Annotated in this window: 15 protein-coding genes; all 15 read left to right on the forward strand. The window is 37.4% G+C overall.

Going from position 1 to position 13,541, the window contains the following annotated elements; genetic code table 11:
- Positions 1-852, forward strand: a complete 852-nt coding sequence (locus tag J3U54_RS04560) for a cell division protein FtsQ/DivIB (RefSeq protein WP_103751527.1) — start codon at positions 1-3, stop codon at positions 850-852.
- A 60-nt stretch (positions 853-912) separates the two neighbouring features.
- Complete coding sequence (gene ftsA, locus J3U54_RS04565; protein WP_103751528.1) at positions 913-2,271, forward strand: cell division protein FtsA; 1,359 nt, start codon at positions 913-915, stop codon at positions 2,269-2,271.
- Between the two features lie 14 nt (positions 2,272-2,285).
- Positions 2,286-3,620 (forward strand): cell division protein FtsZ, encoded by a 1,335-nt coding sequence (gene ftsZ / locus J3U54_RS04570; protein ID WP_103751529.1) that lies wholly within the window; start codon positions 2,286-2,288, stop codon positions 3,618-3,620.
- Positions 3,621-3,634: 14 nt separating this feature from the next.
- Positions 3,635-4,078 carry a cell division protein SepF gene (locus tag J3U54_RS04575; RefSeq protein WP_220235365.1) on the forward strand — a complete coding sequence of 148 codons (444 nt, stop codon included), beginning with the start codon at positions 3,635-3,637 and terminating at the stop codon, positions 4,076-4,078.
- Positions 4,078-4,380, forward strand: coding sequence for a YggT family protein (locus tag J3U54_RS04580; protein WP_103751531.1), 303 nt, complete (start codon positions 4,078-4,080; stop codon positions 4,378-4,380). The genes J3U54_RS04575 and J3U54_RS04580 overlap by 1 nt, the downstream gene beginning before the upstream one ends.
- Positions 4,380-5,189: an RNA-binding protein gene (locus J3U54_RS04585; protein WP_267385255.1), complete on the forward strand. Its 810-nt coding sequence runs from the start codon at positions 4,380-4,382 to the stop codon at positions 5,187-5,189. Before J3U54_RS04580 ends, J3U54_RS04585 begins: the two co-directional genes overlap by 1 nt.
- A complete protein-coding gene (locus J3U54_RS04590) occupies positions 5,156-5,941 on the forward strand; it encodes a DivIVA domain-containing protein (RefSeq protein WP_267385256.1) in 786 nt (261 codons plus the stop codon). Before J3U54_RS04585 ends, J3U54_RS04590 begins: the two co-directional genes overlap by 34 nt.
- A gap of 221 nt (positions 5,942-6,162) precedes the next feature.
- Complete coding sequence (gene ileS, locus J3U54_RS04595; RefSeq protein WP_267385258.1) at positions 6,163-8,952, forward strand: isoleucine--tRNA ligase; 2,790 nt, start codon at positions 6,163-6,165, stop codon at positions 8,950-8,952.
- On the forward strand, positions 8,952-9,170 hold the full coding sequence (locus tag J3U54_RS04600) for a cold-shock protein (RefSeq protein ID WP_103751535.1): 219 nt from the start codon (positions 8,952-8,954) through the stop codon (positions 9,168-9,170). Before ileS ends, J3U54_RS04600 begins: the two co-directional genes overlap by 1 nt.
- 4 nt (positions 9,171-9,174) lie before the next feature.
- A complete protein-coding gene (locus J3U54_RS04605) occupies positions 9,175-9,738 on the forward strand; it encodes an NUDIX hydrolase (protein WP_220221085.1) in 564 nt (187 codons plus the stop codon).
- A gap of 1 nt (position 9,739) precedes the next feature.
- Positions 9,740-10,102: a hypothetical protein gene (locus J3U54_RS04610; RefSeq protein WP_267385261.1), complete on the forward strand. Its 363-nt coding sequence runs from the start codon at positions 9,740-9,742 to the stop codon at positions 10,100-10,102.
- A gap of 17 nt (positions 10,103-10,119) precedes the next feature.
- A complete protein-coding gene (locus J3U54_RS04615; RefSeq protein WP_267385263.1) occupies positions 10,120-10,815 on the forward strand; it encodes a 5'-methylthioadenosine/adenosylhomocysteine nucleosidase in 696 nt (231 codons plus the stop codon).
- Positions 10,816-10,818: 3 nt separating this feature from the next.
- Positions 10,819-11,976 (forward strand): cysteine desulfurase family protein, encoded by a 1,158-nt coding sequence (locus J3U54_RS04620; RefSeq protein WP_267385264.1) that lies wholly within the window; start codon positions 10,819-10,821, stop codon positions 11,974-11,976.
- Between the two features lie 50 nt (positions 11,977-12,026).
- A complete protein-coding gene (locus J3U54_RS04625) occupies positions 12,027-12,368 on the forward strand; it encodes a DUF1831 domain-containing protein (RefSeq protein WP_103751540.1) in 342 nt (113 codons plus the stop codon).
- A gap of 5 nt (positions 12,369-12,373) precedes the next feature.
- Positions 12,374-13,495: a tRNA 2-thiouridine(34) synthase MnmA gene (gene mnmA / locus J3U54_RS04630; RefSeq protein ID WP_228706319.1), complete on the forward strand. Its 1,122-nt coding sequence runs from the start codon at positions 12,374-12,376 to the stop codon at positions 13,493-13,495.
- Positions 13,496-13,541: the final 46 nt, after the last annotated feature.

The raw sequence follows: 13,541 nt of genomic DNA on the forward strand, positions 1-13,541 counted from the left end.
TTGACAAAAAAGCGGATAACTAAGATAGATCCTAAAGAAAAGCTGTCACGCTATTTGGACCACCAATCTAAGCAAAGGAAAAGAAAAAATCAAACTAAAATCTCTGCCTCACTTTCTAAATTGCACAATGAGCGTAAAAACGCTCTTTTTGAACGACTAGGCTTAATTATAGTTATTTCTATTTTATTTATTATAGTCTTAGGCTATTATATTTCACCACTTGCAAATATTAAAAGTGTCAAAATCGAAGGTGAAAATGATTTACCAATTAAAGAAGTAGTTAAAACTTCTAAAATAAGATCAAATGATAAAATTATTGATTATCTACTTCATTTGAAGGATGTTAATAATAAGTTAACTAATAAATATACCGAAGTGAAAAATGTTAATATTAGAGTAGACCATTTTAATCAACTAGTTTTACAAATTAATGAATATAAAACGATTGGTTATATTAAAGAAGATAATTGTTATCGAAAAATATTATCTCATGGAAAGCTAGGCACGCAATTATTACTTTGGAATAAAGTAAGTCAAGATAAGCCGGTTTTTATTGGCTACAATCATGAGGTTTCGTTGAAAAACAATCTCAAATTATTTAATAGTTTACCAAGCGACTTTCAGAGTCAGATCAAGCTTTTGAGTGGGAATACCCGTCGTAAATCGCAAGTGATTTTTTTGATGAAAGATGGAAACGTAGTCATCGGCAACGTCTCAACCCTCAAAAGCAAATTAAAGTATTATAATGAAATAAAGACTAAAGTAGGAAAAAATAGTTTGATTGATTTGGAAGTAGGAGCATTTAGTCGCCCACTTACTCCAAATGAAAAGCGGGCTTATGGCTTAACATAAGCTGAATTTATGCTTTTTTTATGTTAAACTTTTTAAAAGAGCATCGACGGGGGGTTAATTTTGGACAATACAAATCTTTTGGTGGGACTGGATATAGGTACTACCAGTGTAAAAGCAATTGTTGCTGATTCAGGAAAAGTAATAGGTGCGGTTGCGGTCCCAAATAAAGGGATGCGACATGGTAATATAGTTGATATTGACGAAACAGCGGATGCGATAAGCCGTGCATTAAAAGAAATTGCAAATAAAACTAATGCAAAAATTTATCGTGTTGTAACAGGAATTCCCGTAGAAATGTTGCAACTAGAAACAGCAAGCGATTTAATTAATGTTAGTGATAATGGTAAAGAGGTTGGAAGTAGCGATGTTAGGCGGGTTGTTCAAGTAGCGATTAAATCAGCGGTCAAAAGTGAAAGGGAGCCAATCGCTTTTTTACCAAGTCGCTTTTTAATCGATGGTAAAACTGAAGTTGATGATCCTCGTAAAATGATTGCGCATTCTTTGGCTGTGCAAGGCATTTTATTAACTGCTCCTGCGAGTTCGTTACACAATATCAAGAAAGCTGTCGAGCGTGCAGGCTATCAAAACAATTTCTTTATCCCAACCCCTCTTGCCATTGCTAGTGTTGCTCTTGATGAAAGTGAGCGCACATTTGGTTCAATTATTCTTGATTTAGGTGGTGGAGTTACTACTGCAACAGTTATTCATAATGCACAGATCAAGTACGCAAATATTGACTTTGAAGGTGGTAGTGATATTTCAAATGATATTTCTGCCGTTTTGAGCACATCTAAAAGTGAAGCGGAGCAAATTAAATTAGATTATGGCTACGCTGATTCAAATTTAGCGTCAACGAAGAATAAATTTGCGATTAACAGTGTTGGTTCTGATGGTCAGCAAATGGTTGATGAAGTCTATTTAAGTGAAATCATTAATGCACGAATTTTGCAAATTCTCAGTCGAATTGAAAAAGGCTTAGTAATGCATGATGCACTCAAACTTCCGGGTGGGATTATAATTACTGGTGGGAATAGTTTGCTACAAGGAATTGATAATATTATTTCTTCGAAACTAAATATTAAAACACGGATATATCAACCTGATCAAATTGGGATGCGTAATCCAGTTTATTCTGCTGCTTATGGTATAGTGAACTATGCATATAAAATGTCTGAGATAGACTTTTTGGCTGTCAGCGCCATTTACGGTAAAAATATACTGGAAGAACCAAATGGACACGACAAAAAAATTGCTAAAAATACAAAAAGAGCAGTTGCTGTTAATGAAACCAAAGTAAAAGAAGAATATAATAGACATGAGTTGTTAGAGCGAGAGAAGAGATCGCAAGGCAAATCAAAAAATAATACGCAAAATAAAGATAAAAGCTTTAAGAATTTCTTTAAAAAATTCTTTGATTAAAGGTGGTTAATTAAATGGATTTCACATTCGATTCGGATGACAATAAAAATGCTGTCATCAAAGTAATTGGTGTCGGTGGTGCTGGTGGTAATGCTGTTAATCGAATGATCGATGATGGTGTACAAGGTGTTTCTTTTGTAGCTGCTAATACTGATGTCCAGGCTTTAAATAGTAATAAAGCTGAAACTAAAATTCAGCTTGGACCAAAACTAACTCGTGGTTTAGGTGCAGGTTCGCATCCTGAAGTAGGTCAAAAAGCTGCAGAAGAGAGTGAACAAACAATCGAAGATGCACTAAAGGGCGCAGATATGATTTTTATTACTGCAGGAATGGGTGGTGGAACTGGTACCGGTGCCGCACCTGTTGTGGCAAAAATTGCGCGTGAAACTGGTGCTTTAACTGTTGGTGTAGTTACACGACCATTCACATTTGAAGGCCCGAAGCGTTCAAAAAATGCGGCTGAGGGTATTTCGCAATTAAAGCAGTATGTTGATACACTAGTTATTATTGCAAATAACCGGCTGCTAGAGATGGTTGACAAAAAAACGCCAATGATGGATGCTTTTAAAGAAGCTGATAATGTTTTAAAGCAAGGTGTTCAAGGTATTTCAGATTTGATTACGTCGACTGATTACGTCAACCTCGACTTCGCTGATGTTAAGACGGTTATGGCTAACCAAGGTGCTGCCTTAATGGGAATTGGCCGTGCTAGTGGAGAAAATAGAACAGTTGAAGCTACTAAATTGGCAATTTCATCACCACTTCTTGAAGTTTCAATTGACGGTGCTCGGCAAGTTCTACTGAATATTACTGGTGGACCTGATTTGACTTTATTTGAGGCGCAGGATGCCTCAGAAATAGTTTCGAAGGCCGCTGGTGATGATGTCAATATTATCTTTGGTACTTCAATTGATCCTAATTTAGGAGACGAAGTTGTTGTGACTGTTATTGCAACAGGAATTAGTTCGCAGGCTGAAGAAGAGGCTTCAAAGCAGCTACCTGGCCGCAGTCATCAAGTTAAGGCTCAACCAAGCAAAGAGTCACGCTCACAAGTACCAGAACAAGGTACTGCAAAACCTGCTGCTGAAGAAGAAACGGCGGTTAACCAGCAAACACAGGTACAACCAGCACCTAAGCATAAGACTATGGTTGACCCTACAAGTGTTTGGGGCTTAAATAGTGATGACACCCAAGAAACTAGACGTTCGACACCAGCCAGTGTTGAATCTAGTGAAAGACAGACTTCTTTTGATGATGACGACCAAAGCAGTATTTCACAAATTGAAACGAGTGCTATTGACGATGATACAGATGATATCCCGTTTTTTAGACACCGTGGTGAAAACTAATAGGAGGCAATGTAATGGCTTTTAGTAAAATAGGTAAGTTTTTCGGTGTTTCTGATGACGAAGACGAGTTATTAGACGGCGAAGAATATGTTGATGACCAAGAAGTAACCGATGAGGATAATATTCCAAATGGTGCGATTGATCATGATAAAGTGGTTTCCATCAAATCTGGAATCAATTCTGCTAAAAGCAAAATTGTTTTGTATGAACCCCGTGTTTATTCAGACGCAAAAGATGTTGCACAAAACTTGCTGAGTAATAAAGCAGTAATTATTAATTTCAGTCGAATGGAAGATGCCTCAGCGCGTCGAATCGTTGACTTTATTACTGGCACTGTTTATGCGTTAAATGGCGAGATTCAACGTATTGGTGACAAAATTTTCTTGGCAACCCCGCCGAAATTTGTTACTAATGGTAAAATTAGCGATTTAGTAGATAAGAAAGATAATTTGAGTTAATGCTTACAGCAATTTATTACATCCTAAATACCATTAAGTGGATTATTTGGGTATACAGTATTGTTATGGTTATTGATGCAATTATGAGCTGGGTACCGATGCTACGCGATTCATTTGTAGGTCGACTAATTGATCGTCTAGTTGACCCTTATGTAAATCTGTTCCGCAAAGGACCAATTCAAACTTTAACTAATTCGACTGGTTTGGATATATCGTTTTTAATTGGATTGTTAGTGCTTTATTTTATTCAAGATTACGTTTTGGGCTGGATTGCTAATATTTTATTAAGGATTTTTTTATAATGAAAAAACGGCAAGCTAGCAAATTCTATCCATATTTTGATTCAGAAGAAAAATCGGTTATTGATAAAATGACTGGTTTTTTCAATAGCATTGTTTTTAAGCATCAACCTATTTTGACAGATTTTTTAAATCCTGGTGAACGAGATATTTTAAATACAATTAGTGGTAATGACCTGTCTATTCAAGAATTTGGTGGATATACTAATGCTGAGAAGAAACGGGTTTACATAGCTGAAGACTGGGTCAATTTAACTCCTTCTGCCTATGAAATTACGCCTTGTGAAATTGTGTATCCGCGAAAATTCGCGCAGTTATCACATAGTGCGATTTTAGGTAGCATAGCTAATTCTGGAATTAAAACTTGTACTTTTGGTGATATTATTACGGACAATGCGGGTAACTGGCAAATTTTTGTAAAAAATGAATTAATTACTTTTTTTATGGAAGAGATTAGACGAATTGGCCGTTCACAAGTTAAAATTCGGCCAATTGCTGTCAATGATATTTTGCATTCTGAAGATGATAGTACTGACGCAACGATTATCGCTGCATCGTTAAGAATTGATACAATATTATCGGGCATTAGTAGACAAAGTCGAAAAACAATTAATGATGCAATAATCGCAAATTTGGTAAAATTAAATTGGCATGGAGTGCAAGATTCTAATATAATAGTAAAAGAAACTGATATCATTAGTTTGCGACATTTTGGAAGATGCCAGGTAATGAATATCTCGTCTACGAGAAAAGGTAAATTTAAGGTGGTGCTGAAGCTGTGGCAGACAACAAAAAACAGACAAAAAAACTAACCCCCATGGACATTCATGATCAAGAATTTAAAAAACGAGGCCTAAGTGGCTATGATCGGCACGAAGTTGATGCGTTTCTAGATCGGATTGTTGATGATTATGGAGATGCACTTGATGAAACGGTTGATTTAAAAAATCAAATTATACAACTAAATCATCAAGTTGAAAAATTACAAGCGGAAGTAACCAGGTTTCATAATAATGAATCAGCAGCCAAGGCTCAACTAGCTGATGCACATGTAAAAGCCCAAGAAATCATTAATACAGCTACGCAACAAGCTCATAATGAAACTGCTCAAGCTAAAGTTGATACTGAGTACCAGAAGCAGCAATTAGATACAATCAAAGCAGATTATGATCGGGTTAAAAAAGAAGTTGCTGGTTATAGACGTTACATTCAGGAACTTTTGCAACAAGCAATCAAAAATCTTGATGATGAGAAATGGCAAAAGGCCCTTGATAAATATTTTTCGACTGAACGTTTTTACCCACCAGATGGTGCTGAGCCTATCATGCTAACAGATGCAGAAGAAGTTGTTGATGAAGATGACGACGATGATGTTACTGTTGAGGTTGACAATGGCGGAGATGATGAAGTAAACTTTGATGAAGACACCGCAGATGATCCTAAGCCAATGGCTGGAGATAGTCTTAATTCTGAAACGGTGAATTTACGAGAAAATGAAAATGCGCCAATTGTAGAACCAGGTGCGCAAATTATTTTTCCCGATAGTGATAAGAATCATAAATAATAAACAGGCAGTAAAACTTGAAAGCAAGTCAGCGAATTAGTGGTGGTGTAAGGCTAATATAAGAGCTTGATAGTTGATCAGCTGCTAAATAAATTGTTTATTCGGTAATTGCACGTTACGCAATCTATAAGTGGAGCTTAAAAGCTCAATTTAGGTGGTACCACGATGAATAAACCTCGCCCTAATTTTAGGACGAGGTTTTTTGACAGAAAGGAATTTAAATGAGAGTGAAAGATACGCTGAATTTAGGTAAAACTAAGTTCAAAATGCGCGGCAATCTTCCAGTTCGTGAAGCCGAGTGGCAAAAAGAATGGGATGAAAATAAATTATACGAGCAACGGTTAAAATTAAATGAGGGTAAACCACGGTTTGATTTACATGATGGTCCTCCGTTTGCTAACGGCAACATTCACATGGGTCATGCTTTAAATAAGATTTCAAAGGATATTATTGTTCGCTTTAAAAATATGAGCGGTCACTATGCTCCTTATGTTCCTGGCTGGGATACGCACGGCTTGCCAATTGAGCAGCAATTAGCGAAACAGGGCGTTAACCGCAAAGAAATGAGTCGAGCAGATTACCGTCAATTATGTGAAGACTACGCTAAAAAAGAAATCAAAAAGCAAATGGCTGATTTTAAGCGTCTTGGTGTAATGGGCGATTGGGATCATCCTTATATAACGTTGCAGCCGGAATACGAAGCTGAAGAAATTCGTGTTTTTGGTAAGATGTATGAAAAGGGCTACATTTATAAGGGTAAAAAGCCAGTTTATTGGTCACCATCAAGTGAATCCACTTTAGCGGAAGCCGAAGTCGAATATCATGATGTTAAATCACCTTCAATTTTTGTTGCATTTCCGGTTAAAGACGGTAAAAATATTTTAGATCCAAAAGACACCTACTTCTTGATCTGGACAACCACGCCATGGACTATTCCTGCAAACCAAGGTATTACCGTTAATCCAAGCTTTGACTATTCCGTTGTAAAAGTAAATGACAAAAAATATGTTATTGGAACTGACCGCTTAAAAGCAGTTGCCGAAACTCTAGGTTGGGATAATTATGAGGTAGTTCAGCACCTAGCAGGCTCAGATATGGACCGTATGCTGGCAACTCATCCATTATATGGCCAGGATGTACTGCTGATGAACGCTATGCACGTTACCGCAGAAGATGGTACAGGCTTAGTTCATACAGCTTCGGGCTTTGGTGAAGATGACTATAATGTAGCCCAAAAGTATGGTTTGCCTGTCTTTAGTCCATTGGATAACAAAGGCTGCTTTACGTCTGAAGTACCAGATCCCGATTTAGTGGGCATGTTTTATGATGATGCAAATAAAGTAGTTGCAGAAAAATTGCGCAAATCCGGCAATTTGCTAAAATTGAGTTTCTTTACCCACTCATATCCACATGATTGGCGTACCAAGAAACCCGTAATTTATCGTGCCACAACTCAATGGTTTGCTTCAATCGAAAAATGTCGTCAACAAATTCTTGATCAAATTGATAAAGTTAACTTCACACCTTCGTGGGGTAAAGTTCGTCTGCATAATATGATTAAGGACCGGGGAGACTGGGTAATTTCGCGTCAACGTGCTTGGGGTGTTCCGTTACCAATTTTCTACGCCGAAGATGATACGCCGATCGTAACGCCAGAAACAATTGAGCATATTGCGCAAATCTTTGCTAAAGAGGGCTCAAATGCTTGGTATAAGCATACTGCCAAAGAATTATTACCTGAAGGCTTTACCTCTGAGCATTCACCAAATGGTGAATTTAGAAAAGAAACTGATATTCTAGATGTTTGGTTTGATTCGGGGTCATCACACCAAGCTGTAATGGCTAAAAGACCAGACTTGCGTTTTCCTGCCGACTTATACCTTGAAGGTAGTGATCAATACCGGGGATGGTTTAACTCAAGTTTAATTACTTCAGTTGCTACTACAGGACAAGCGCCATACCGCAGTATTTTATCTCAAGGGTTCGTCCTTGATGATAAGGGACATAAAATGTCTAAGTCACTTGGTAACGTTATCGCACCAAATGATGTAATCAAACGGATGGGAGCCGAAATTATTCGACTCTGGGTTGCTTCTGTAGATGCAACTTCCGATGTTGCCGTTTCGCAGGATATTTTGCAGCAGACCTCAGAGAGCTACCGGAAGATTAGAAATACATTCCGTTATATGCTTGCCAATACGTCTGACTTTGATCCAGAAAAAGATCAAATTCCGTATGAAGAGTTAAACTCAGTTGACCAATATCTCGAAGTACTTTTGAACCAATTGGTAAAAACTTGCTTAGACAAATACGAGCAATATGATTTTAATACGGTCTATAAGAAGGTCTTTTCATTTATTTCAAATGATTTATCTGCGTTCTACTTGGATTTCGCTAAAGATGTTTTGTATATTGAAGGTCAAGACAGTCATGCTAGACGCTCAATGCAAACCGTTATTTACGATGCAGCAGTCAAATTAGCCAAAGTATTAACGCCAATCTTGCCTCACACGATGGAAGAAATTTGGTCATTTTTAAAAGAAAAAGAAGACTATGTCCAATTAGCTGACATGCCAGAAGTTTCCGAATATCAAAATGAGGCGGAACTACTAGCAGACTGGAAACAATTTATGAGTATGCGTGACGATGTTTTGAAGGCTTTAGAGCAAGCACGTGATAAGAAGTTGATTGGTAAGTCATTTGAAGCTGCAGTGACAATTTATCCTGATAAGGAAACTAAAGCTGTTTTAGCTAAACTTGATGCCAACTTCAGACAAATTTTAATTGTTTCTAAATTAACCATTGCAACTGACCCAGCACCTGCAAATGCCGAAAAATTGACTAATGGGGCATATATTGTTGAACGTGCTGAAGGCGAGGTTTGTCCACGTTGCCGGATGATCAGAACTGATATTGGTGAGGACAAAGATTTGCCACTAATTTGTGGACGTTGTGCTAAGATAGTCAAAAGTGATTATCCAGATATTGTCCAAGAAGGATTAGAGGAATAATGCGTTTAGGTACAGTAAAACAATTTGATCAAAACAGCAGTTTTGGTTTTATTGAAGATAGTGAGAACCATAAATCGTATTTTGTATTTTATACTGCAATTAAAGAAGAGGGCTATCGTCGTCTTCAAGTTGGGCAAAAAGTTAAATATCAACTTGCTCAAGGAAAAAATGGGCTTCAGTGCGTAAATGTTTACTTGGCCCAATCTACAGGAAAGTGAATAAATGGATTTAACAGAAACTGAAATTTCTTCAAAACAGATTTTCTCAGGTCGAATTGTTGACCTCTCGGTTAGAACAGTTAAATTACCTAATGGTGAAACTACTCTTAGAGAAGTGGTTAAGCATCAACCTGCAGCGGCAGCTATTGCCGTAAATGAAAAGCAAGAAATGCTTTTAGTTGAACAATGGCGGGAACCAATTAAGGAACTAACTTTAGAAATTCCTGCTGGTTTGGTTGATGAAACTGATGCGAGTCCTTTGGACGCGATGAAACGGGAACTGAATGAAGAAGGCGGCTACCATGCCGATTATTGGGAAAAAATCACAGATTTTTATTCGTCACCTGGTTTTACCAACGAGAAATTGTATTTATTTTATTGCGATACATTAACAAAATTGACTGATAAAAGGCCACTTGATTCTGATGAATTTTTAACTGGCCATTGGTTCAGTTTAGAAGAGTTGAAGAGACTTTCTGCACAGGGTAAAATTGTTGATGCAAAGACATTGTATGCAATGAGCGTATGGGAAAATATGCTTTTAACAGGTGCAAACGCAAAGGATTAAGATGACTGAAAAACGATCAGATTACCGTAAGAAAAATAAGCATAAAAAGAATAAGGGCTTTTTCAATACAATTAAATCGGCATTTGATGGCAATGATGAGGAAGTTGACGTTAACCCTGAATTTACTCGGTCTGAAAATGAGGGTGCGTCGAATGTTCAGCAGCCAAACAGGGAAAATACGCGCGAAAAGCGGCGAAAACAAGGCAATTTTAGCCAAAAAACTGCTAATTCGCATATTTCCCCGAATGACCGTGCACTTATTAGTGAACAAAAAGGTCTTAGACTAAAGAAAAAATTGAATCGAGCAATTTTTATTATGCTAGTTTTAATTATTTTGGTATTACTGGCGTTATTTCATCTATAAAATTAACGAGGGTAAAAATGAAGATAGCAATTATTGTCCCAATGGAAATTGAGGCAGAATATTATCATAAGTATTTTCACTCTGGTAGCAAAGAAATGTTCGGATCAACGTTATTCGAGCATTTTTGCGTTAACCATAATGATATTTATATTGGTTTGAGTGGAATAGGTAAAGTTCAGGCTGCGATGAACCTAGCTAGCTTGCTAAGCAAAGTGGATATTGACTTAATATTCATGACCGGTTCCGCTGGATCTTTACAGGCAAAAGTGCACAAAGAAGATTTGATACTGGCTAACGCTTTTGCTTATCATGATGCGCATAACACTCTTGCCGGCGATTATGTTGAAGGGCAAATTCCAGGAGAACCCGCAGTTTTTAAACTAGATTCACCTGCTAGAAAACGATTTGCTACTTTTTTAGAGCAACAGAACGTTAAATTTCAAGAAGGTTTAATAGTTACTGGAGATTCTTTTATCGGCTCTGAAGCGCAAAAAGAGGCGATTAAGGCGAACTTTGCAACTGCTTTAGGAGTTGAAATGGAAGGCGCAGCTTTTGCACAGGTTGCTGCTCATTTCAATAAACCATTAGTAGCTATGCGTGCTATTTCAGATAATGGCGATAATGATGCAAATGAAGATTTCGATCATTTTGCGCAAAAAGTAGGGGCAAGGGCTGCTAAGTTAATTTGTGCCTATTTAGAAGAGATGAATTAAATCATGAAACAAATATATCTTGATAATGCAGCTACAACACCGATGTCTCCCAAAGTGATTGATGTGATTACCAAGGAGATGAAGGATGATTTTGGCAATGCTTCTAGCACTTATGAGTTGGGGAGAAAAGCACGGCATGTAATTGATCAGGCTCGTTCAAAAATTGCGGCAGCGATTAATGCCAAGGATAATGAAATCATCTTCACCTCTGGGGGCTCCGAAAGTAATAATACCGCTATTTTAGGCACAGCTCACAGTCGGCAAAACGAAGGTAAGCGTATTATTACGACTAAGATTGAGCATCCTTCTGTTTTAAACCCAATGAAAAAGTTGGAACAAGAAGGCTTTGATGTAATTTATCTTGATGTAGATGAACATGGTCATATTGCTCTTAATGACCTAAAAAAAGCCTTAACGCCTGAAACAATTCTGGTATCAATCATGGCGGTCAACAATGAAATTGGGGCAATTAATCCATTAAAGGAAATTGGCGCAATTGTAGCTCAAAGCAACGCTTACTTTCATGTTGATGCGGTTCAGGGGCTGGGTAATATTGATTTGGATGTCAAAGAAATGAAGATAGATTTGTTGTCTACTTCAGCCCATAAAATAAATGGTCCCAAATTTCTTGGCTTTTTATATGAAAATAACCAAATTAAGTTACCGCCACTGGTTTACGGTGGAGAGCAAGAAACTAAAAGGCGGGCTGGAACGGAGAATGTTCCTGGTATTGCTGGTTTTGGTGAAGCTGTTACAGAAATTACTGCTATTGATAAGAATGATTTGCAGAATAAATATCAAAAATTACAAAAAATTATTTTAGATAAATTGACTGCAGAAAAAATTGCTTATCAGATTAATGGTGGCGTGGGTGAAAATGTATCACATCACGTTCTAAATTTACGCCTAAATGGTGTTTCAACTACAGTGCTGCAGGCTAATCTTGACCTAGCTGGTTTTGCTGTCTCGGGTGGTTCCGCTTGTACAGCTGGTTCACTTGAGCCGTCGCATGTGTTAATTGCTTGTTTTGGTAAGGATTCTCCTAGAATTTCAGAATCAATCCGAATTTCATTTGGCCGGTATAATACTGAAACAGAAGTAGAGGAATTTGCTGAGCAACTAAGCAAGATCGTTAAAAAAGTCCAACAAAGGGAAAATTAGTTGCTTTTTAAGAAAAATTAACTTATTATTTGTAAGCAAGAGGTGTAATCATGGCAAATACAGTTATAATCAATGGTGATAATCGTAAATTTACGCTTAGTCCAGAGCTAAAGCTTTATGCATTAATTGATGCGGGCTTTGTTAAAACAGTTAAAGGGAATTTTAATTACGAACATCCTTTGTACAATGATTCACCTTATAATGCGCCAACCAAGCTTAAGATGACGATTAACAAAGATTTAAACCATTTAACGATGGTCATTACGGATCGTAATGGTTTGCAAAAAGTAAATATTTTTAAGAACAAGCAATTAGCGCCCACGGTTGAACTTTTGAACTATATTTTAAAAGATCTTGAAGAGCGTAATATTATTGTTGCTGTAAAGGATTGATTTAATTGGCTAAAAAGACCAGAGTTGTTGTTGGAATGAGTGGCGGAGTTGATTCCTCTGTATCTGCATTATTGCTTAAAGAGCAGGGCTATGATGTTATCGGTGTTTTCATGAAGAACTGGGATGACACGGATGACGCCGGTGTTTGTACCGTAACTGAAGATTACGAAGATGTTAAAAAAGTTGCAGATCAGATTGGTATTCCATATTATTCAATTAACTTTGAAAAAGAATATTGGCATCGTGTTTTTGAATATTTTTTAAACGAATATCAAAAAGGACGGACGCCTAATCCCGATGTAATGTGTAACAGTCAAATTAAGTTTAAATCGTTTTTAGAATTTGCTTTAAATTTAGATGCTGACTATATTGCTATGGGTCATTATGCTAAGACCGTGACTGATAAAAACGGTATCACTCATATGATGCGTCCAAAAGATGGGAATAAGGATCAAACTTATTTTTTAAGTCAATTGACGCAAGACCAAATAAAGCGGGTAATTTTTCCGTTAGCAAATCTAACCAAACCGCAGGTTAGAGAAATCGCCATTAAAAATGGTTTAGTAAATGCTAAAAAGAAGGATTCTACTGGAATTTGCTTCATCGGTGAACGTAATTTCCGAAAGTTTCTAAGTGAATTTTTGCCAGCACAATCGGGCAAAATGGTTACTCCTGACGGTAAGGTCGTAGGCGAGCATGCTGGTCTGATGTATTACACCATCGGTCAACGTTCAGGTCTAGGACTTGGCTCGACCAAGGAGTCTACTGCACCTTGGTTTGTGGTCGGGAAAAACTTAGCTAAGAATGAACTAATTGTAGAGCAAGGCTATGATAGCAAGTTGCTTTATGCGACTGAGCTTAAGGCAAGCGGGATGACGTTTTTTACTGGTCAGCCTGATCACGACTTAACGCTCCATTGTAGCGCAAAGTTTCGTTACCGTCAGCCAGATGTTGAAGTAACAGTGGATTACCACGCAGCAACCAATACCGCGACGGTTTACTTTGCTGAGCCGGCTCGAGCAGTTACACCTGGTCAGGCACTCGTTTTATATAATGGTGAAGAGTGTCTTGGTGGCGGCAATATTGATTGTGCTTACCAGAATGAGCAAAAATTACAGCTAGTTTAAACAGTAAAAACAAGTAAGAAAAATGTGTATAGCATTTTTCTTTTTT

Origin of the sequence: Lactobacillus sp. B4007 (genome assembly GCF_026535895.1) — a bacterium.
Classification (GTDB): Bacteria; Bacillota; Bacilli; order Lactobacillales; family Lactobacillaceae; genus Lactobacillus; species Lactobacillus panisapium.